At 41.8% G+C, this 18,292-nt stretch carries 20 protein-coding genes and 1 pseudogene; 11 read left to right on the forward strand and 10 right to left on the reverse strand.

Annotated features, from left to right (window positions below; translation table 11 throughout):
• The first annotated feature begins 76 nt into the window (after positions 1-76).
• Genes zwf through gnd form a run of 3 tightly spaced genes read left to right on the forward strand, consistent with a single transcriptional unit; the run spans position 77 to position 3,779 of the window.
• Positions 77-1,579: a glucose-6-phosphate dehydrogenase gene (gene zwf / locus RXX31_RS19855; RefSeq protein ID WP_317591437.1), complete on the forward strand. Its 1,503-nt coding sequence runs from the start codon at positions 77-79 to the stop codon at positions 1,577-1,579.
• Positions 1,576-2,292 (forward strand): 6-phosphogluconolactonase, encoded by a 717-nt coding sequence (gene pgl, locus RXX31_RS19860; protein ID WP_005397368.1) that lies wholly within the window; start codon positions 1,576-1,578, stop codon positions 2,290-2,292. The genes zwf and pgl overlap by 4 nt, the downstream gene beginning before the upstream one ends.
• A gap of 38 nt (positions 2,293-2,330) precedes the next feature.
• Complete coding sequence (gene gnd, locus RXX31_RS19865) at positions 2,331-3,779, forward strand: decarboxylating NADP(+)-dependent phosphogluconate dehydrogenase (RefSeq protein ID WP_317591438.1); 1,449 nt, start codon at positions 2,331-2,333, stop codon at positions 3,777-3,779.
• 85 nt (positions 3,780-3,864) lie between these two features.
• Here gnd and RXX31_RS19870 read toward each other — a convergent pair whose 3' ends face one another.
• Positions 3,865-4,134, reverse strand: coding sequence for a hypothetical protein (locus RXX31_RS19870; RefSeq protein WP_317591439.1), 270 nt, complete (start codon positions 4,132-4,134; stop codon positions 3,865-3,867).
• Here RXX31_RS19870 and RXX31_RS19875 point away from each other — a divergent pair.
• Positions 4,128-4,490 carry a hypothetical protein gene (locus RXX31_RS19875; RefSeq protein WP_317591440.1) on the forward strand — a complete coding sequence of 121 codons (363 nt, stop codon included), beginning with the start codon at positions 4,128-4,130 and terminating at the stop codon, positions 4,488-4,490. The genes RXX31_RS19870 and RXX31_RS19875 overlap by 7 nt on opposite strands.
• A gap of 404 nt (positions 4,491-4,894) precedes the next feature.
• Here RXX31_RS19875 and RXX31_RS19880 read toward each other — a convergent pair whose 3' ends face one another.
• Together RXX31_RS19880 and RXX31_RS19885 are read right to left on the reverse strand one after the other, a co-directional pair.
• Positions 4,895-6,286, reverse strand: coding sequence for an FAD-dependent oxidoreductase (locus tag RXX31_RS19880; protein WP_317591441.1), 1,392 nt, complete (start codon positions 6,284-6,286; stop codon positions 4,895-4,897).
• A 7-nt stretch (positions 6,287-6,293) separates the two neighbouring features.
• Entirely contained in the window at positions 6,294-7,472 is a 1,179-nt protein-coding gene (locus RXX31_RS19885) for an aromatic ring-hydroxylating dioxygenase subunit alpha (RefSeq protein WP_317591442.1), read from the reverse strand.
• Positions 7,473-7,582: 110 nt separating this feature from the next.
• On the opposite strand from RXX31_RS19885, the gene RXX31_RS19890 reads away from it, so the two are divergent.
• From RXX31_RS19890 to RXX31_RS19900, 3 genes are all read left to right on the forward strand, one after another.
• Positions 7,583-8,164 (forward strand): TetR/AcrR family transcriptional regulator, encoded by a 582-nt coding sequence (locus RXX31_RS19890; RefSeq protein WP_317591443.1) that lies wholly within the window; start codon positions 7,583-7,585, stop codon positions 8,162-8,164.
• A 224-nt stretch (positions 8,165-8,388) separates the two neighbouring features.
• A complete protein-coding gene (locus tag RXX31_RS19895; protein WP_317591444.1) occupies positions 8,389-8,595 on the forward strand; it encodes a hypothetical protein in 207 nt (68 codons plus the stop codon).
• 186 nt (positions 8,596-8,781) lie between these two features.
• Entirely contained in the window at positions 8,782-8,943 is a 162-nt protein-coding gene (locus tag RXX31_RS19900) for a hypothetical protein (RefSeq protein WP_317591445.1), read from the forward strand.
• An 88-nt stretch (positions 8,944-9,031) separates the two neighbouring features.
• Here the strand turns inward: RXX31_RS19900 and RXX31_RS19905 are convergent, their stop codons facing one another.
• From RXX31_RS19905 to RXX31_RS19920, 4 genes are all read right to left on the reverse strand, one after another.
• Complete coding sequence (locus RXX31_RS19905) at positions 9,032-9,532, reverse strand: hypothetical protein (RefSeq protein ID WP_317591446.1); 501 nt, start codon at positions 9,530-9,532, stop codon at positions 9,032-9,034.
• 127 nt (positions 9,533-9,659) lie between these two features.
• Positions 9,660-10,400, reverse strand: coding sequence for a hypothetical protein (locus tag RXX31_RS19910; RefSeq protein ID WP_317591447.1), 741 nt, complete (start codon positions 10,398-10,400; stop codon positions 9,660-9,662).
• A gap of 11 nt (positions 10,401-10,411) precedes the next feature.
• Entirely contained in the window at positions 10,412-11,059 is a 648-nt protein-coding gene (locus RXX31_RS19915) for a hypothetical protein (RefSeq protein ID WP_317591448.1), read from the reverse strand.
• Positions 11,060-11,341: 282 nt separating this feature from the next.
• Positions 11,342-11,632, reverse strand: coding sequence for a helix-turn-helix transcriptional regulator (locus RXX31_RS19920; RefSeq protein WP_023584776.1), 291 nt, complete (start codon positions 11,630-11,632; stop codon positions 11,342-11,344).
• A 743-nt stretch (positions 11,633-12,375) separates the two neighbouring features.
• Here RXX31_RS19920 and RXX31_RS19925 point away from each other — a divergent pair.
• The 4 genes from RXX31_RS19925 (at position 12,376) to RXX31_RS19940 (ending at position 15,849) form a co-directional block, all read left to right on the forward strand.
• Entirely contained in the window at positions 12,376-13,128 is a 753-nt protein-coding gene (locus tag RXX31_RS19925) for a chromosome partitioning protein ParA (protein WP_317591449.1), read from the forward strand.
• Between the two features lie 87 nt (positions 13,129-13,215).
• Entirely contained in the window at positions 13,216-14,733 is a 1,518-nt protein-coding gene (locus RXX31_RS19930; RefSeq protein WP_317591451.1) for a relaxase/mobilization nuclease domain-containing protein, read from the forward strand.
• A 402-nt stretch (positions 14,734-15,135) separates the two neighbouring features.
• A complete protein-coding gene (locus tag RXX31_RS19935; protein WP_317591453.1) occupies positions 15,136-15,477 on the forward strand; it encodes a hypothetical protein in 342 nt (113 codons plus the stop codon).
• A gap of 117 nt (positions 15,478-15,594) precedes the next feature.
• Entirely contained in the window at positions 15,595-15,849 is a 255-nt protein-coding gene (locus RXX31_RS19940) for a helix-turn-helix domain-containing protein (protein WP_317591455.1), read from the forward strand.
• Between the two features lie 158 nt (positions 15,850-16,007).
• Here RXX31_RS19940 and RXX31_RS19945 read toward each other — a convergent pair.
• From RXX31_RS19945 to RXX31_RS19955, 3 genes and pseudogenes are all read right to left on the reverse strand, one after another.
• Positions 16,008-16,376: pseudogene (locus RXX31_RS19945) on the reverse strand (tyrosine-type recombinase/integrase); the annotation flags it as partial.
• Between the two features lie 101 nt (positions 16,377-16,477).
• Positions 16,478-17,107: a DUF1349 domain-containing protein gene (locus tag RXX31_RS19950; protein ID WP_317591456.1), complete on the reverse strand. Its 630-nt coding sequence runs from the start codon at positions 17,105-17,107 to the stop codon at positions 16,478-16,480.
• 81 nt (positions 17,108-17,188) lie between these two features.
• Entirely contained in the window at positions 17,189-18,262 is a 1,074-nt protein-coding gene (locus RXX31_RS19955; RefSeq protein ID WP_317591457.1) for a medium chain dehydrogenase/reductase family protein, read from the reverse strand.
• Positions 18,263-18,292: the final 30 nt, after the last annotated feature.

Below are 18,292 nucleotides of genomic sequence, written 5' to 3' on the forward strand. Positions count from 1 at the left end.
AAAAGTCTATGGATAAACAAAGATTGTTGTATCTATAGGCTTTTATTTGTTTTTCATACGCCAAGTGGAATGTGACATGATAATACCGGACTATAGCAATATCGTTATTTTTGGCGCTTCAGGTGACCTTACATACCGTAAGCTCATTCCTGCTTTATACCACCTCTATGCGAACAAGCAGCTTCCAGAAAATTTTGCCATTCTGGGTGTAAGTCGCACTGAATACAGTGATGAGTCTTACCGCGCGAAGCTGAAAAAATCGCTTCAGGAAATGGAAAAGACTGAGCCAGAAACGCTTGATGCATTTATTAACCATCTGCACTACCAAGCTATCAATACTTCTGACACACAAGATTACAGTAAGCTATCTTCTCGTTTAGACCAACTTGCTGACGAATATCGTTTCGATCGGCGCAATACGCTTTTCTACTTAGCAACCCCACCAAGTTTATACAGTGTGATTCCTGCAAGTCTTGCAGCACACGGCCTAAACAAAGAAGAAGATGGTTGGAAACGCCTGATTATTGAGAAACCATTCGGTTATGACCTTGAATCAGCGCGTATTCTGGATAAAGAAATTCACGAGCACTTCCAAGAGCATCAAATCTACCGAATTGACCATTACTTAGGTAAAGAGACGGTACAAAACCTTCTTGTACTTCGTTTCTCAAACGCAATGTTTGAGCCGCTTTGGAACCGTAACTTCATTGATTATGTTGAAATCACGGGCGCAGAATTCCTCGGCGTAGAGGAGCGTGGTGGTTACTACGACAGCTCAGGTGCCGTGCGCGATATGTTCCAAAACCACCTGCTACAAGTATTGGCGATGGTGGGTATGGAGCCACCAGCACAGATCAATGCAGATTCGATGCGTGATGAAGTCGTTAAAGTACTCCAGTGTTTAAAGCCTTTGGACGAAAACGCTCTGCGTAACGATCTAGTATTAGGTCAATACACCGCTTCTGAAGTTCGTGGACAAAGTCTACGTGGCTACCGTGACGAGCCGGGGGTTGCAGATGATTCTCGTACCGAAACTTACATCGGTTTGAAAGCCTACATTAACAACTGGCGTTGGAATGGCGTGCCATTCTACGTGCGTACTGGTAAGCGTCTTCCAACACGCGTTACTGAAGTGGTTATCCACTTTAAACAAACACCGCACCCAGTGTTTGGTCAAAACGCACCAGAAAACAAGCTGATCATTCGCATTCAGCCAGACGAAGGCATTCAAATGAGCTTTGGCTTGAAAGAGCCAGGCGCAGGTTTTGAAGCGAAAGAAGTGAAAATGAACTTCCATTACGCTGACCTACAAGAAACGCAAATGCTAACTGCGTATGAGCGTCTTCTACTTGATGCTTTGAATGGTGATGCTACGCTATTTGCACGTAGTGATGCGGTGGAAGCGTGTTGGCAGTACGTACAGCCAATTTTAGATTTTAAACAAGATCCACAATCCCTCTTCGGGTACGCATGCGGCACATGGGGTCCTAAAGAGTCAGACGACCTGCTACAGCGTGATGGTCGCGCTTGGCGCTTCCCATGTAAAAACTTAACAGATACGGATTACTGTGAACTATGATCAACCATAAGATCTACCAAACAGCAGAGCAGGTAGTTGAAAGCCTAGCTAACGACATGAAAGCGTTCAGCGAAATGGGCCGACCTGTTCACATCTCTCTTTCTGGCGGCAGCACTCCTAAAATGCTGTTCAAACTGTTGGCTTCAGAGGCTTACGCAACCTCTATTCAGTGGCAAAATCTCCACTTCTGGTGGGGTGACGAACGTTGTGTCGCACCTGACGATGCGGAAAGCAACTACGGAGAAGCGAACGCGCTACTGTTTAGCCAAGTAAACATTCCAACAGAAAACATCCACCGTATACGCGGTGAAGATGACCCTAAAGTGGAAGCGGAACGCTTTGCGAAAGAGATGTCAGAGGTGATTCCGACTGAAAACGGAACCCCTGTGTTTGACTGGATCTTATTAGGTGTTGGTGCAGATGGCCACACAGCTTCTCTGTTCCCTGGCCAAACGAATTATGATGATGCGAATCTATCTCTTGTGGCGTCTCATCCTGAGTCAGGCCAGCTTCGTGTGTCAAAAACGGCACGCGTTTTAGAAGCAGCAAAACGTATCAGTTACTTGGTGCTTGGTGCAGGAAAAGCGGACATCGTTGAAGAGATCAACAGTTCACCTGCACACGCACTGCCATACCCAGCGGCTAAGATTCAAGCGAAATCTGGTCTGACGGAATGGTATTTAGATTTGGACGCAGCAGCAAAAATTGCTTAAAACGCTGCTCGTCAATGAAACAAAATTGGAGAGAAACAATGAAAGGTGATATCGGTGTAATTGGCCTAGCGGTAATGGGTCAAAACCTTATCCTAAACATGAACGATCACGGCTTCAAAGTGGTCGCTCACAACCGTACTGCTGCTAAAGTAGACGAGTTCCTGGAAGGTCCAGCGAAAGGCACGAACATCATCGGTGCATACTCTCTAGAAGAACTAGTAGAGAAGCTAGAAACGCCACGTAAAGTGATGCTAATGGTTCGCGCAGGTGATGTGGTAGACAAATTCATCGACGCGCTAGTCCCTCTACTAGATAAGGGCGACATCATCATCGACGGTGGTAACACAAACTACCCAGATACAAACCGTCGCGTTGCAGCACTACGCGAAAAAGGCATCCACTTCATCGGTACAGGTGTATCTGGTGGTGAAGAAGGTGCACGTTTTGGCCCATCTATCATGCCTGGCGGCGCTCCAGAAGCTTGGGAAGCGGTTAAGCCAATCTTCCAAGGTATCTCTGCAAAAACTGATGCAGGTGAGCCTTGTTGTGACTGGGTTGGTAACGACGGTGCGGGCCACTTCGTTAAGATGGTACACAATGGCATCGAATACGGCGACATGCAGCTGATCACAGAAGCTTACCAGTTCATGAAAGACGGTCTTGGTATGTCTGCAGACGAGATGCAAGCGGTATTCGCTGAGTGGAACAACACTGAGCTAAACAGCTACCTTGTTGAAATTACGGCTGACATCCTTGGCTACAAAGATGAAGACGGCGAAGCGCTAGTTGAGAAGATCCTGGACACGGCTGGCCAAAAAGGTACAGGTAAATGGACGGGTATCAACGCACTAGACCTGGGTATTCCTCTAACTCTTATCTCTGAGTCTGTATTCTCTCGTTGCCTGTCTGCACTGAAAGACCAACGTGTTGAAGCTGAAAAACTATTCGGCAAGACAATCACTCCAGTTGAAGGCGACAAGCAAGAGTGGGTTGACGCACTACGTCAAGCGCTTCTGGCGTCTAAGATCATCTCTTACGCTCAAGGCTTCATGCTAATGCGCGAAGCATCGAACGAAAATGGTTGGGACCTAAACTACGGTAACGTAGCGCTAATGTGGCGTGGTGGTTGTATCATCCGCAGCGCGTTCCTAGGCAACATCCGTGATGCGTACGAAGCGAACCCAGACATCGCATTCCTAGGTTTTGATGAGTACTTCAAAAACATCCTTCAAGGCAGCCTAGCAGCATGGCGTAAAGTAGCAGCGAAATCTCTAGAGTCTGGTATCCCAATGCCATGTACGATTTCTGCGCTATCTTTCCTAGACGGTTACACGACTGCTCGTCTACCAGCGAACCTGCTTCAAGCTCAACGTGACTACTTCGGTGCTCACACTTACGAGCGTGTTGACCGTCCACGTGGTGAATTCTTCCACACTAACTGGACTGGTACAGGCGGCGATACAGCATCTACAACTTACGACGTATGAGAATAAACTACTTATTCTGACTCACGCCAGATTAGATTCAAAGTTGAATAGCAGCGATGGACTCTTGAAGAGTGCATCGCTGTTCCTAAATAATCACACACTTCATCTGACAAGTCCTGATGCATCTGAAACTTAATACGATTTTATCGCTTTCTACCGACCAACGCTTTTCACCTGAAATGGCAATCGCAACTGAATTTAAGTATCCTTGGAAATCATAACCCTCTTCTCCTTCTTCAAAGTCAGGTAAGACAATACCGAACTCTATTTTAAGTTTAGCCGTAAGGGTATGGTTTGTTCCTAGTTCTGATTCTGTGTAGCGAATTTTATCAACCTCCTCAAAAATAAGTGTCACAAAAGTTCGGGAATTATGGTTTCAACAGTATTTTCTCAACCAAAGTGTCAGCCTATTATTCAAGCTTAATTTCAGAAACCATTCCTATTTGCAGGAAATATGAAGGCCTGAAGCCACAAAGTGTTGAAGAGTTAATACGCTACTGTGATGGGCTAAACACAGCTATAAATAACATCCAATATGCTTACGAATTCGAATTACCGATGAGGATGGAAGTAGATGATGCTTTAGAGTTCTCACTTTTTTCGTTAGAAAGCATTTTGCTAAAAGCAAGGAGTGCAACTAGCCAAACTAAAAAGTGGATACCTTTTGAAATCGCTCAAGAGCAAGGGGACCCTGTAAATAATTCTGTGTAACTGTCGGGGTTACATGTATTCAGTATGTCGGTCTTCGAACATAATCATAAGATCGCGACACAATCACCTTCTTTCATTCCAAGCTTTCTTAAGCCTGTAATGATCGCTTTCACGTCTTTCTATACACCCGCCCAACTCCAAGTAACCCAATGTCCTTCCCGTGACTGAATAAATACTGTTTGCTCTTTTTTCGAATTAAAGTTTCTATTAGTTGCTTTGATGGTAATGCGCTCGACATAACCAGTTCCTCTATCTTCCTTAATATTTGGACAGTGACCGTAAGTAGATTGTTTTATAAACAGCCTACTTTATTGCTTGTTCTCCCCTTCCTCCCTCTTTCATTTTTTACTTTCCCTATTCAGGTTAATGACCCAAAACTCCGAGGGAGATGGCGAAAGTAACTGCTACTCAAATTCATTGGCGCACTGTTTCACCATTCCCGATGCTTTTGTGATTTTTTCACCCGTCAAAACTAAACCAATCAATTTGTCATGTTCATCGATACACCGACCCACTACCCCTGTATCGTCATTTTCATCAACAACCCACTGGCCAGAGCCGTTTGATGGTGAAATGACGGTGATGGGGTGTAACTTGGTTTTGACGTTGACTGGCATGACTCCATAATGAACCGGAACTCGTTCACCAAGTAGTGTTTTAGAAAGTGCATTCGTTTGTAGTGTGATCGGTGCAATATAGGGCAAGTATTGCTCTTCCACCTGCGCACAATCCCCAATTGCATAGACATCCTTGGCGCTGGTTTCTAGATACCGATTAACTCTAATACCTAAAGAGCAAGTTAAACCCGCAACTTTGGCTAACGCAATATTGGGTTTAATACCAACAGCTGCGAGGATAACATCTGCTTTCAGCTTAGTGCCATCATCTAAGGTGATTTGCATGCTATCAATGCGGTTGCCTACTTCGCTAATAACACGTCCAAAATGACAAGTAATGCCATGTCTTTCGAACTCTCTCACCAAACCACCAGCAGCAAACTCAGGAAGCAATCCACTAAGCGCCGTTGGCATAGGATCAACAATCGTCACGTTATAACCCGCACGACATAGATCATCCGCATATTCACAGCCAATTAGTCCCCCTCCCATAACAACGATGTCATGCTTACCTTCAAGATTGGTTCTGAAACGAGAATAGTCAGAAAGGTTATTGACCTGAAACACTCGGTGAGCATAGTTACCATTCAATGAAACTTGCTTGCTCGTCGCACCTGTTGCTAACACCAGTTTTGAGTAAAACAGATAATTACCGTTTGCAAAAGTTATCCGATTACTTGTCGTATCTATCTGTTTCACTTCTGTATATAGCACCACTTCTAATGAGTACCTTCTCGCCATTTCTTCAGCGCTGCTTTGGATCAGTGATAACGCAGACCTACCTTCTGAGCAAGCATTTGAGAGCTTCGGCTTGCTGTAATAGTCGCCACTGTCTGCTGTAAACATGACGATAGGTGTTGTAGTATTTTGTTCTCGCAGCTTTATGGCTAACCGGTAGCCTGCGTACCCCGTTCCTATAATTACAATAGGTTTACACGGTATTGATTTTATTGTGCTTGAGTCATCGACATGTCGCGGTTGATGTAATTCAGGAGCTGAATATAAACTGACGTCAACCATCTCAAAATCGCTTTTTCCGACGCCACACTCAGGGCATATCCAATTATCGGGAATGTCTTCCCATCGTGTTCCTGGCTCTATCCCCTCTTCAGGATGCCCTTTTGCTTCATCGTATATCCAGTTACAAACTTGGCACTCCCATACTTTTAAATTAGACATAACTTCCCTACTTATTCTCTCTTTCAGAATCAGACTCACCAAGCATCGTTTGCAATACTGCATTAAACTCGTGTAAGGCCCACTCGTTCTTACCATATTGAATATATGGCAACGCTTCGCTAATCATTGAGTCATGTATTGACTCGCCCAGAACCCAATCTTCATCTAAGGTTTGGTTAGTGATATCTAAGTTCTTCTGCCAATGTGATAGCTGTTGAGGGCTGTCCAAATCCGCATTTTTAGGGATCAGAGAACTGACCGATATCTCTGTCACATCGACGGTGAGGGGGCGGAATTGAATAAGATCGACATGCTCTCTTTGTACCAGCAACCCCATATTAGGAGTTAAGTAGTAAAGCATGTGGCTGCAGTCATGTATCGAAAGTGGTTGATGTTCAGGTTTCATCGCGCCATCTAAAATTTTCGTCGGCATAAACACTCGAAAGTGTGAACTGATCTGGTCGATAACCGCAGTATTATTGTGGAAGAATGGAGCAATAGTGTTTTTATGTGCAAAAGAAAAATGATAGGTTTCTAAGCCCCCTTCAGCCAAAAGCTTCCAATTAGCCTTTCTCACCTGACAAGTACGCTTAAACAACTTTAGATTATTCGCTTCAATCCAATTAAGCTGTTCACGCATATCACCTAAATGCTCATCAAGGTGTGTATCAAGACTACTGTTGAGTTCCTTGTTTGGACAAACCCAGATGAATCCAAACTTTTCTATACAAGGAATTTCAATTAAACCGTTCTCACTCTTTTCAATGTTAGGAAAGCAGTGTTGCTGTCCTGGTACATTACTCAGCTTCCCATCAGTAGAGTAAGACCAAGCATGATAAGGACAGACCATTCGCTTACTGCAGCCTTTACCTTCAACCACCTTAGCGCCACGATGTCGGCAACTGTTTCTGAACACGTGCACTTGTCCATCACTATCACGACTCACGATTAACGATCCCATTGTTGTCTCAACGGTTTGATAGCTATTAAGATTTTCCACCTCCGATGAATGCAATAACACGGTAGGTCGTTTATTAAATATTTGTTTAACTTCCTTCTTAAATAACTTCTGGTCGGTATAACGACTGACATCAACCTTGTGGACTTCCCCCTTTAGAGAGGTCGTCTTACTTGAAATATTTTGCTTCGCTTTTTCAATTAGCAGCTCTTCAAATTTTATATCCATGCTCGGTTCTCCACTTTAATCCACCTACCAATTGGTAGGTGTCGATATTGTAAAAATACTTACCACATGGTAGGGTGTCAACATGTGAATTTGATATTTGTAAAAAAATCGTGAATAAAGATGTAAGAAGCAACGTTTTGCGAGAAGCTGAAGCACAGTTCTCCAAAAGCGGATTTTATGGGACCAGTATTAACAATATCGCCAAAGGCATGGGGTTAACAAAACAAGGGATACTGCATTACTTTCCCACTAAAGAGAAGTTGTATGCCGCTGTCCTCGAGTCTGCGGCAAATTCACTGACCGACGATATCAACACACATAAATCAAGGCTTAATAATCCCAGGCATGTACTTGAAACTATATTTAAAAATATGGTTGAAGCAAAAGGCCGCGAACAAGAAATCATCGTGCTACTTCTTCGAGAGCTACTGGATAATAGAGAACGTGCTATTGACTCGAACCGCTGGTTCTTGAAACCTTACTTAGATGAGCTGATTTCACTGGCTAAAGCTGCAAACTTGAAAGACTGCAATGATGATATCTCAGCATTTGTAGTCATTTACGAGCTACTCGGCTCTATCCAATACCTTCTAATATCTGAGCCAACACTAACTAAACTCTACTCTGATAAGCAGTTTGAGCAATTCAAAAAGCAGCATTTATCGAGAGTTATAAGAACCTTCAGGTATTAGAAAACGCCAAGAGTATTAAAACTTTCATTTTTCAATTTGGCAAGAGATTACAGCTAACACTGTATATTACTGAGCCGTGAATGATCTCTATACGCCATGACTGAAAATTACTTTCGGATAACTTTAGGTGCTCTTCTCCGCTTTGTTGAGTCTAACTCTGATATCAACTATCTCTACCATACTGATAAGTAACTTCTTTTTGAACACTATGGACGATTTGTGTTTTGACTCAACTCCTTTCCCAACTTATCAGTACTCAAGGACATAAAATTCAATCCGTTGAAGTGGATGAATCGACACAGATTATCGATGTGTATTACCGAAAAGATCGTCGATTTAAAGAGCAGATCAGTCAGGGCTGCCCTGAAGGGCTAGACAGCAGCTCTGTCTCCAAGCAGGTCAAACTTGTTTCTCTTTGTGATGCGGTTTGATGCGATGACCAGCCAACGCCCTTATCGCGATCCTATGAGTAAAGAGAACATTAGACATCATCAAAGCACATTTGGGGGACACAATTTGATTCTGCTTTCATCCACTTAGGAAGAGGCGGTAAATTTGATCACATTATATTGATCCCGCTGCAACATTGTCCAATGTACGGCCACACCATTGAAATAATGCGACATCGGAACAACGGCGATCTCACTCGGTGCCGAGTGTACGGCACTCAATATACCGTAAACTATGCCGCAATGCCCATAGACTGCCAGAAGAAAAACAAGCACATGATTGATAACTTCATCGACATCACCATCGACATCTTACCGTTAGCGAACTAAGCGGGTCGCGTATTGCCAGGCCCTCTGATCTAAAGCAACCTCTCAATTTGATGGCGGTTGCTTGCTTTGTAGCTATTTAACTGAAACGTTAATTGATATTTAATGCAATATCTTCCCAATAGTTAAATTGTTCATCTGAGCCAAATTCATTTGGGGAGATATGACGATCAATCTCCTGCCCATTCTGGAAAACTAGGAAACCACAATCGCAGCCAAAAGCATGCTGGTCAGCAAACCTTACCTTAAATCTGATTTTATGGTACATCTTTGATAATGCAATAAATATTGGGTACGGAGTAGTATTCGCAGTAAAAAATGTAATTCTTCCGTGAACATATTCACCTCTGTCTTCGAGGCAACATTGGCTATCCCATGCATTCCACTTTGTTCCCCAATTTTGAAGATTCCAATCCACATTACCATGAATAACACTGCTCTCTCCTTCAAAAGAATTTGATTTCAAAGAGTTGGAAAGTAGCTTATTAAAATCCATATCACTACTTTCATTCCTGATCGAATCGCGAATAGAACTAGCATAGCATTTATCTTTAGTACGAAACTCGATGATATTATAAATATGGTTAGGCATGATCTTACTCCTGTTTTCTTTAAAAAATAAAAAATATTCGTTTACATTAATTTAACTGATATTTTACCTTTCAGCTTATCTAATCGACAAAACCCTTTGAAGATATAAATACACAACACGGACTTCTTTATTCAATCGTCTTACATTGGTGCAAAACCATTTTCTGGACAGCTGAAAAAAATGCCTCAAAACTAGGATATTGTTTGAGAAGTGCTTTTAACGTGCTTTCTACTACTTCGAAATGTGGACTGACTCTACATACACACTTTAATGCATGCCTAACCAATTCTTTATTATTAAAGTTATTGAGCCGATAAACACCATCTTGATGATGTGTGAACTGAGATGAGGTTAACAAGTTCTCATGGCATGCACCTATCAATCGAGTATTGGATGACTTCGTTAAAAAGTATTCAAACCCTGATAACAACTTGACGTTCTGAAGGGTGAAACATGCATCAATACTTTCCGATAGGAATAGTAAGGTTTGTTTTGATAGAGAGATTAATTGAAAGGCGTCAAATAGCCCCAGGCCTAAAGCGTCATTCAATTTTCTGTCAATTAATATTGCTTTTAAACTCTCTCGTCGATACGTGGACTGCGCTGCCAAAAACTGCTCTACGATACACTTGTTTCTCTCAAACCTTTGCCAAACTACATCACAAAAACTTGGTACGTCCCCCTCGTCAATCGAGGGTAAACGAACAAGGGTAAACCCTAACGTTTCCGCATATTGTGATATGTCATATAAGACAAATGCGGTTGCGGTATTCCATGGGGTGTTTGGCAACAAAACAACGTTATTATAAAGAATAGCATTGTTGAGTATGGCTTCAGTGTCATCAAGACGCGCTGGAAACCATTTCATATCACTTACCTTCAGATAGCTTTAAAGTGGTAATGAGGCTCTTTCTCAGCAAAATGGGTGAGCACTTTCTCCGGCACCTCAATGCGAAACACTGTCCCAGATTTGGCTTGAGTCACCCAATTTTTCTTACTACCACCGCTTGTGAAGCCGCCCGCTACGACACCTACCCCCTCTTCGACTCTTGCTCCTGAATCACGCCCAAATGCGCGTGCGATTGGGTAGCCAAGGCAACAAAGTGTCCCCTTTTCTTCGTACACATCGTAGTCATCATTAATCGTAACTTCGACAGGCACTAGATGAGAATTGAAAACACAAGCCAGCTCATCAACTTTTTCTTCGATAAGGCCACTAAACACCCAACACTCACTGGACTTATCCCATTGCCCACCAAGAGCGCGACATTTATCAACGAGATAGGTATTGTAAGTACTGGTTAAAGTAATAAAACCAGACTCATTTTGTTCCTCAATCGAGGATTTAAGTTTGAATATTAGGTCGGTTCCATACTTTGAACGCACAGAGATGTCTTCGACATCCAGCAGTTGCGTACCGATTGAGAGATTCTGAGATAGTTCATCGATTAAGATTCTGCACTTGTAGCCGTCAAGCGATGCAGCAAAATACTTTCGATTTTTCTTTGAGACGTTAAACTCTTTCATGTTTCCTCCGAAGTAATAATGAGTGACAACGTAATAACTTTTATTGATGGCTTTCAGCCATTTATCTTGTTTTTATCGTTATTATTTTTGCTGTTATATTATTATTCAGAGCTTTCAAAGAGCAGAGCGATTTGGAAGCCTTATCAAGCTAACTTAGCCTGTACTTTAATGTCAAGAGTTTTTATCCTCCTCAGCTTGATCGCAAAAGTCGTTGCGAATCTTGCAATTACCACTGAAGTTGAGCAAGCTCTGTGCAACGTATGCACAGAACTAAAAGATAAATTAGTGAAAGTTCATGTACTGCAATAAAGGATTCGCTTGCTTAAGCGCTTGTCGCTGCGCAAGAAGCTCAGCGACCACACGCTTTTTATCTTCTCCCAAAGCGCATGCAATAAGAAACGCATCGACTTCATGCGACATGAATCCCACAGCCTTGGGACCCAGTTGTACTGCGGGCGGAAATGTGCCATCGTTTATACGTCTGTGAAGCGTGGCTTGGGATAAACCAACGCGTTTTAATACATCGACTTTCTTTTCTATTTTCAGTTGATTAATTGGGTGTATAAGCGCCATTGGACGCCTCCGTTTATTCTTATTCTTATGACTACAAGAGCCGTTGCAAATATAATATTCGTATTTAGAAGTCAAAAGCAATCACTTTTTCGAATTTATTTTACTAAATGGAAATATACAAACTCTATATATTTAACAACGAACAAAATATACATATACCATATATTAAATATCACACAATATAATCAGTCGAAGTGATAAAAATAAAGACATGATAAGTACATCCTTTATTTATATTTGACTCCCCCATCACGAACACACTTTCTTCTGCTATTGCTTCTTAACTTAATCCATATAACATTTGTCCCAACAACTACTTACTGACTATCAGTAATACGAAGTGAAAGCGGATGAAAGCGGCTGAGACGTAGTGAGAGTGCGGCGCAAATTCCTTGTCGCAAACGGCATTTTCGATGTTGTAACGCGCACTTTCCCTGTCGCATGCGACAAATTCCTTATCATATTCCTCTGTTGAACTCTGTATTATACAATAATATATTTCGCTTATTTTAAATAAACACATTTAATATCATAAATTATATTGTTATAATAAAAACAAATAAAACAAAAACAGTAACAAGCGGATACTGCTCTTCCCTATTTGTTCCAAATAGCGAAGCTTGTAGTTTTAGCCTCCTTTCAGTCGGTTGCGCTAACATGCTTCGCAGTTATCGCTAAGTCGCACGCTGTTGCTTCCTAGATAATAAAAATAAAATAATAATAATAAAAAGAGAAATAATAAAATGAAGATTTCAGAAAAAGAAGACTTAAATAAAATAATAAGAGAAGTAGTAGTTAACACAAAAAGAGAAAATAAAGATAAGCTAATGGCGCTTATCGAGCAAACAGACTACAGCTTAGAAGAATTACAATTTATTGTACCTTCTCTTCTTCCTCAATTTTCAAACACATCAAAAATTACATTTAGTTCTCATGCGCATTTTTGCAACTACATAGTAAAAAGTATTTACGTTAAAAATAATGCAGATAACTTTGATAAAAATGCTGTTGATGACTCGCGTCACATCCTCGATGCAGTCGAAAACGGCTTCAAAGAAGAGCGCAAAGAAACTAAAGACTTGTATGGTGTAGCAATAAAAACCCATCTAACAGCAGAACAACACGATCGCTTCATCGCTAACAAGAAAAGTTACAGCTACCGCTCCAACGCTGCTTTTCTCAGAGATATAGCTTTAAATCAAGTCGAACCACGTCCGAACAATGACGAAGCATATTTACAGTACTTTAAAGAAACTAAAGAGCTATCAAAAGCACTTCAGGTACTTGCAGAAGACATTGAAGATGCTGACAGCGCTGAGATAGCTGAACTGAGTAAATGCATTAAAGAACTTGAGAAGATCGTTGATATTATACGCAAGCTAGCAATAGATTCCCACTCATCAGCAACAGCTAAAATACTAGCTTTTAAATACTTATCTTCGCGTCAGTTAGATGAGATATGCAAACAAAAGATACTAGAAGAAGCTGAATTATAAAGCCTAAATTCCCTCCTTGCTCAAGGAGGGCTTATCTACCCCTAATTATTACTTTCTCACTCACAATAATAATAAAGAGCCAATAAAATGATATTTACAGAATTAGAATGCACAAGAAGTCAACAGACAGCTAGGGACGCACAGAATCTTGTCGAATATGGCGCTAAACAAAAAGACGCCGACAACCTGGTGAAATATGGCGCAGGTAAAACAAAACATGCTCCAGCAAGCGAAGGACACTCATTCTTCATCTGCGCTAACGAAATCGACTCTATCCCTGTAAGCATGGGCGAACTGGCTACAGGTGCGGACTGGCACGATGCTACCACTGAGCTTCAAAGCTCATACAGACATAATCCACACGTCAAACACCCTTTTCGCCACTTCGTCATATCTGTAGACGAAGGAGAGCATCTGACAGACAAGCAGTGGCGTAAAACAGTTAGAAAGACAATGAACCGCCTAGGTTACAAAAACGCACGCTACATCGCATTTAGACACGAAGATACTGATTCTCAGCACGTACACATAACAGCATCAACGCAAGACCTCGAAACAAACAAGGTGATAAGTAACTGGATGTCTGTTGAAACTGCACAAGAAATCATGCGCGAACAAGAAAAAGAGTTTGGATTAAGACAACTGGAAAATTCATCAGAGATATTAGCTAAAGGCGAAGCAGTCGTTTCGGACAAGTACTCTCACTCAGTCAAGTTAATGATGAGACGCTTAGTTGAATCAAGCATTAAAGAGCTACCGATGCTCGTGCAATCCAGAGCAAACATGCTAAAGAGACTGGATGTAAACAACAAAGAGGCAGAGGAACACGCCACCAAAGCGAGCTTAGCTCTCTATCAAATTGCGCTACTAAGAAATGGAGTCGAAATAGTACTTAAAGAAGACAGAAGCAACGAAAAATTTGTTGGTCTTGTTTACAAATACAATGACTTCATCATACCCGCTTCTAAACTCAGGAGCGGTAACAAGTTCACCCTCGGCGGCTTGATAAAATCTGGTGTTCTGAAAAGTGATGCAAACATTATAAGTAGCTATGACGAATCACAAGTCAAAAATTATGACCTTAGAGAAATGTTTGAATCGCAAAAAGATTTTGCAGAGCAAAGATTTGAAACAGTAAGAAGAGATGCTGGAGCACATGCTGATAAAGTAAAAAAACAAATGGAGGAATGGAATAAGCACATGTTTAACTGCTTCATTATCTCATGTAGAAAGCAATATCAAAAAGAGGTAGAGGATGCTATCGACTTTTGGCTTTATCATGGAAAACGCATCAACAAACGCGACAAAGCTTTCGTTCACGCAATTTACGAACAAGAGAAAGGCATATACTCAGCATCTAAAACGCTAAGTAAATTCTTCTATCATCTGCTTCTAATTTTGTTTGAACTAAGCAAGCAGAACCACTGGGAATTGAAAGCAACCCCTGTTGCGACACATGAAGATCAAGAGCTAGTAATTAACCAAGCGATTGAACAAATAGAAAAAGCTTATGAAAACGAAGGTATTTTTACTGACAACAAAAAGCGGAATAGAAGACGTAACATTAAGAAGAAATCAAAAGATATCGCTGTAAATACATATTAATTAACTTGTAACGTTACAGTTCCTACAAAGCAGAAAAAATCCCCTCTACCGCGATTTCAAAAAAAGTGACAAGATGCTTTACATTATTGTCCGAGACCCTGAGTTAATAAATGGTAGCGGCAACGCGACACATGTAACATTAATATAGCTACCGAGCACTGCCCTCTCCTCTCCGCGATCTATAAAACACCTCATTGCCAAATATGGCACTGAAGAAGCGAAATCTGGAAAGTACGAAATTACTGAGCACAACATTGACAGGATCATGTCTCACTTTAGACCAGCTAACGAGTTATATAAGAAGTACCGCAAAGAGGAACGACATGAAAGACAATGTGTTGTTATCAATGAAAGAAACACTATCTTTGCACAATTTCTGTGAAACTGCATGAAGCTCTAGAGATGTTTGACGAACTAGAAAGTGAAGATGAAATTAATGCTGAAGAAGCTCAAGAGCTACATCAAGTACTATACAGCATAAAAACTAGACTGGATGCGGCGAAGTTCCCAGCCGTTCTATTTAATGACTACGTGTTCAGCCCTGGCGATAGCAACAAATTACAAGCTATAAAAGGAAAAAGAAAAGCAATTTCATCAGTCTCTGATGCATCGAGCTTAAAAAGATTTACACCACACGCAAGTACTTTAACGCCTTTCGATTACAAGCCCAAACCGAAAAAAGCAGGAGAAGATGCTCAAAAGCTAATTGCATACTTAGCGAAAGCAGAAGCATACATAAACTAGAACCAACAGCCCAATCGGGGCTGTTTTCTTATTCTCACACGCTAAAGTTGCCTTTTACCCTTGACCGAGGGTAAAACCGCATTTACCCTCCATAAAGGGTAAATACGAGGAATTGTTATGTTGATAACATCACCAAGGCAGTTAGCAATACATCTGCGTGACGAAAGAAAACACAAGAATCTGTCGCAAGCAAAAGTTGCCGACCCCGTTGGTCTTAAACAGGACACCATTTCTAAGTTTGAGGTTAATCCTGAAACTACAAGGATTCAGACGCTATTTCGCATCTTATCTTCGCTAAACCTTGAAATGCATATTGTTCAGAAAGGCGGAAGCATCTACTCGAAAGTTGATGATGGCGAAGAGAAATGGTGAGTCAAGTCATTCCCACGCATGGGAATCCACCGAAGTCACATGCTTAACGAAATCGAGTGCTGCTGGTTTGCCGAGATCGGCGCTGGCACACCTCTGGACAGAAATGTGGCAGTGTAAAAACTCTAATTTATCATCATTTAATAATTAAACCTTATCAATCAGCTTGCAATTTCTACAGATAAAAGGAGGGCATCCTCCAACTCAACACCCAAATATTTGATGGTGTTCTCGAGCTTGGTGTGCCCAAGTAATAGCTGAATCGCTCGAATATTTTTAGTCTTTTGATAAATCAATGTGGCCTTGGTTCGGCGCAGTGAATGAGTTCCGTAGAGATCAGGGTTATGACCTAAAGCAAGTACCCAACCACGTATTACTTTTCTGTATTGGGAGTAACTCAGAGATTGTTCAGCTTTTCTTGGGCTAAGGAATAGGTTGTCAGTGGGCTGAAGATTTGGTTCTTTTATCCAATGACTCAAAGTTTGCTGTGTTCTCTGAGTGACTTCAAACTGAACGTCATTACCAGTCTTCTTACACTCCATATGTTCCCTCAAAGCGTACACAGATAAAAATAACCAATAAATCATCGATAATTCAATGTGTTATCGATGATGAGTTTTATCTTTAACGATTAGATAGGATGTGCCTGCCACAAACATGGTTCAAGGATCATATCTGAAAACGTTGCCGTAAATGACGATTGCAGTGGGCTACAAGCGTACACCCCAAAGCTAACACTGCCTTTTACTGGTAACGGTGGATTCACTTTACCCATTTCGGCCGTGGTTTCACCTAGTTTATGCAGGTGGAAAATGCGCATCTGCTTAAAGTTTTCACCATCAAGAGAAGACTCAATTAAGAAGTCTGGACCACGACGGCTTAAGCGGTACCAAATCTCATTCGGTAGAGGGATATCCGTTGTCGCCCAATCGGAGTAACCAAGATTGGTAACGACGCTCCCTAGTCGAGAGAACTGTTCATTTTCATACTCGATAGAGGCTTTAAACCAGTTTTCGCTATCGAGATAAATAATCAAACCGCATTGGTCAAACTGATTCTGATAAGAAAAAGCGACTTTCGCCGTAAAGGTAAAGTTTTCATCAGATTCAACTAATATTGCAGGCGCTTTGTCATTTCTAAAACCATAGTAAGAGCGTTGCCAAAAATCCGTTTCAGGTTCGGTGGTGATTGATACTGATTCCTCCGTAACTTGATGGCTTTGAGGCTCAAATATCCACTTGCCTTGTGTAAAATCGATCATCGTGTTTCCTAGTTTTTATATACGACAACACCAGATCCAACCTAATGAATCTGGTGATAATAAAAGATTTAATGACTCGGTTTAAATCGCGAGCACAACGCTATTCAACCCTTGCAATTTACCTGCTTCATCAATGCCTTGCTCAATATCTTCGAGAGAGAAAGTTTTAACTGGGATCTTGGTGAAATCAATCAATCCTGATTTCACCATTGAGATAAGAGCAAGGTAGTCTTCTTTGCTGTACATGAAGTTACCCTTAATCTCCCAGTTGTTTAGCAAGATCTGATTGTAATCGAGTGTTAGCCCCGCTGATGTGCTACCCATTACCACTAACTGACCGCCACGCTGCAGAGCATTTAGGCTCACCAGTGTACTGTGTGAATCTGTAGATGCGCCAACCATACACAGTGCTTTGCTTGCAGGGGCTGAGAACGCGCTGCGAAGTGCTGCAGCATCGGTATCAAAATCTCCGCTTTGAGCGACAATTCGTACACGGTTTGCTGAAACGTTAAGGTCAGCAACAACGCGATCAAGTTTCTCTTGGCTACGACCCGTTAGGATGACATTAGCGCCCATCGCCAATGCAGAAAGCACCGCTGCAGAGCCAAAGTAGCCGCTCGCACCATTAACAATAACAGTTTCACCTGCTTTCAGATCCATACGGCGCAGTCCACCAAATGGTACAACTAACTTAGCGATGGAAGAGAGCGTGGTTGAGTCAATATGGTCAGTGCCCTCAATTGGGAATACAACCGATGCAGGAAAATCACCGTATTCGCGCCATGTGCCGTGTGGATACTCTTCCAGCATGGCTGCGCTGCCCATGCTGATGCCAGTCAAACCAATCAGAATGCGTTCTGGCTCTGCAACGGCTTCATCTTTTTCCCAGTTACAGTCTACAATCACGCGCTGACCAACCTCTAACCCCAGTACACCCTCGCCAACTTCATGCACAACACCAACTGCATTGGTGCCCGGAGTAAATGGCATTGTCGGATACATGTAAGGCAAGTTGCCTTCAAGGTAGTTACGTGAGTAGCTCAACAGAGGCGTTGCTTCAAGCTTCACAACAACACCGTTCGCTTTTGCTTTAGGGATATCGCTGCTTACCAGTTTAACGGGTTGGTTGGTATCAAATAGTTGAATATCGAGCATGATGAGTTTCCTCTGTTGTGATTGTTACTT

The sequence above is a fragment of the Vibrio sp. EA2 genome (genome assembly GCF_033042495.1).
GTDB lineage: Bacteria > Pseudomonadota > Gammaproteobacteria > Enterobacterales > Vibrionaceae > Vibrio.

What these genes read in the sequence shown, in the direction of transcription:
- zwf (WP_317591437.1), top strand. Translation starts at nt 77, where the DNA reads ATGATAATACCGGACTATAGCAATATCGTTATTTTTGGCGCTTCAGGT.
- pgl (WP_005397368.1), top strand. Translation starts at nt 1,576, where the DNA reads ATGATCAACCATAAGATCTACCAAACAGCAGAGCAGGTAGTTGAAAGC.
- gnd (WP_317591438.1), top strand. Translation starts at nt 2,331, where the DNA reads ATGAAAGGTGATATCGGTGTAATTGGCCTAGCGGTAATGGGTCAAAAC.
- RXX31_RS19880 (WP_317591441.1), bottom strand. Translation starts at nt 6,286, where the DNA reads ATGTCTAATTTAAAAGTATGGGAGTGCCAAGTTTGTAACTGGATATAC.
- RXX31_RS19885 (WP_317591442.1), bottom strand. Translation starts at nt 7,472, where the DNA reads ATGGATATAAAATTTGAAGAGCTGCTAATTGAAAAAGCGAAGCAAAAT.
- RXX31_RS19900 (WP_317591445.1), top strand. Translation starts at nt 8,782, where the DNA reads ATGCGACATCGGAACAACGGCGATCTCACTCGGTGCCGAGTGTACGGC.
- RXX31_RS19905 (WP_317591446.1), bottom strand. Translation starts at nt 9,532, where the DNA reads ATGCCTAACCATATTTATAATATCATCGAGTTTCGTACTAAAGATAAA.
- RXX31_RS19910 (WP_317591447.1), bottom strand. Translation starts at nt 10,400, where the DNA reads ATGAAATGGTTTCCAGCGCGTCTTGATGACACTGAAGCCATACTCAAC.
- RXX31_RS19915 (WP_317591448.1), bottom strand. Translation starts at nt 11,059, where the DNA reads ATGAAAGAGTTTAACGTCTCAAAGAAAAATCGAAAGTATTTTGCTGCA.
- RXX31_RS19920 (WP_023584776.1), bottom strand. Translation starts at nt 11,632, where the DNA reads ATGGCGCTTATACACCCAATTAATCAACTGAAAATAGAAAAGAAAGTC.
- RXX31_RS19925 (WP_317591449.1), top strand. Translation starts at nt 12,376, where the DNA reads ATGAAGATTTCAGAAAAAGAAGACTTAAATAAAATAATAAGAGAAGTA.
- RXX31_RS19930 (WP_317591451.1), top strand. Translation starts at nt 13,216, where the DNA reads ATGATATTTACAGAATTAGAATGCACAAGAAGTCAACAGACAGCTAGG.
- RXX31_RS19935 (WP_317591453.1), top strand. Translation starts at nt 15,136, where the DNA reads ATGTTTGACGAACTAGAAAGTGAAGATGAAATTAATGCTGAAGAAGCT.
- RXX31_RS19940 (WP_317591455.1), top strand. Translation starts at nt 15,595, where the DNA reads ATGTTGATAACATCACCAAGGCAGTTAGCAATACATCTGCGTGACGAA.
- RXX31_RS19950 (WP_317591456.1), bottom strand. Translation starts at nt 17,107, where the DNA reads ATGATCGATTTTACACAAGGCAAGTGGATATTTGAGCCTCAAAGCCAT.
- RXX31_RS19955 (WP_317591457.1), bottom strand. Translation starts at nt 18,262, where the DNA reads ATGCTCGATATTCAACTATTTGATACCAACCAACCCGTTAAACTGGTA.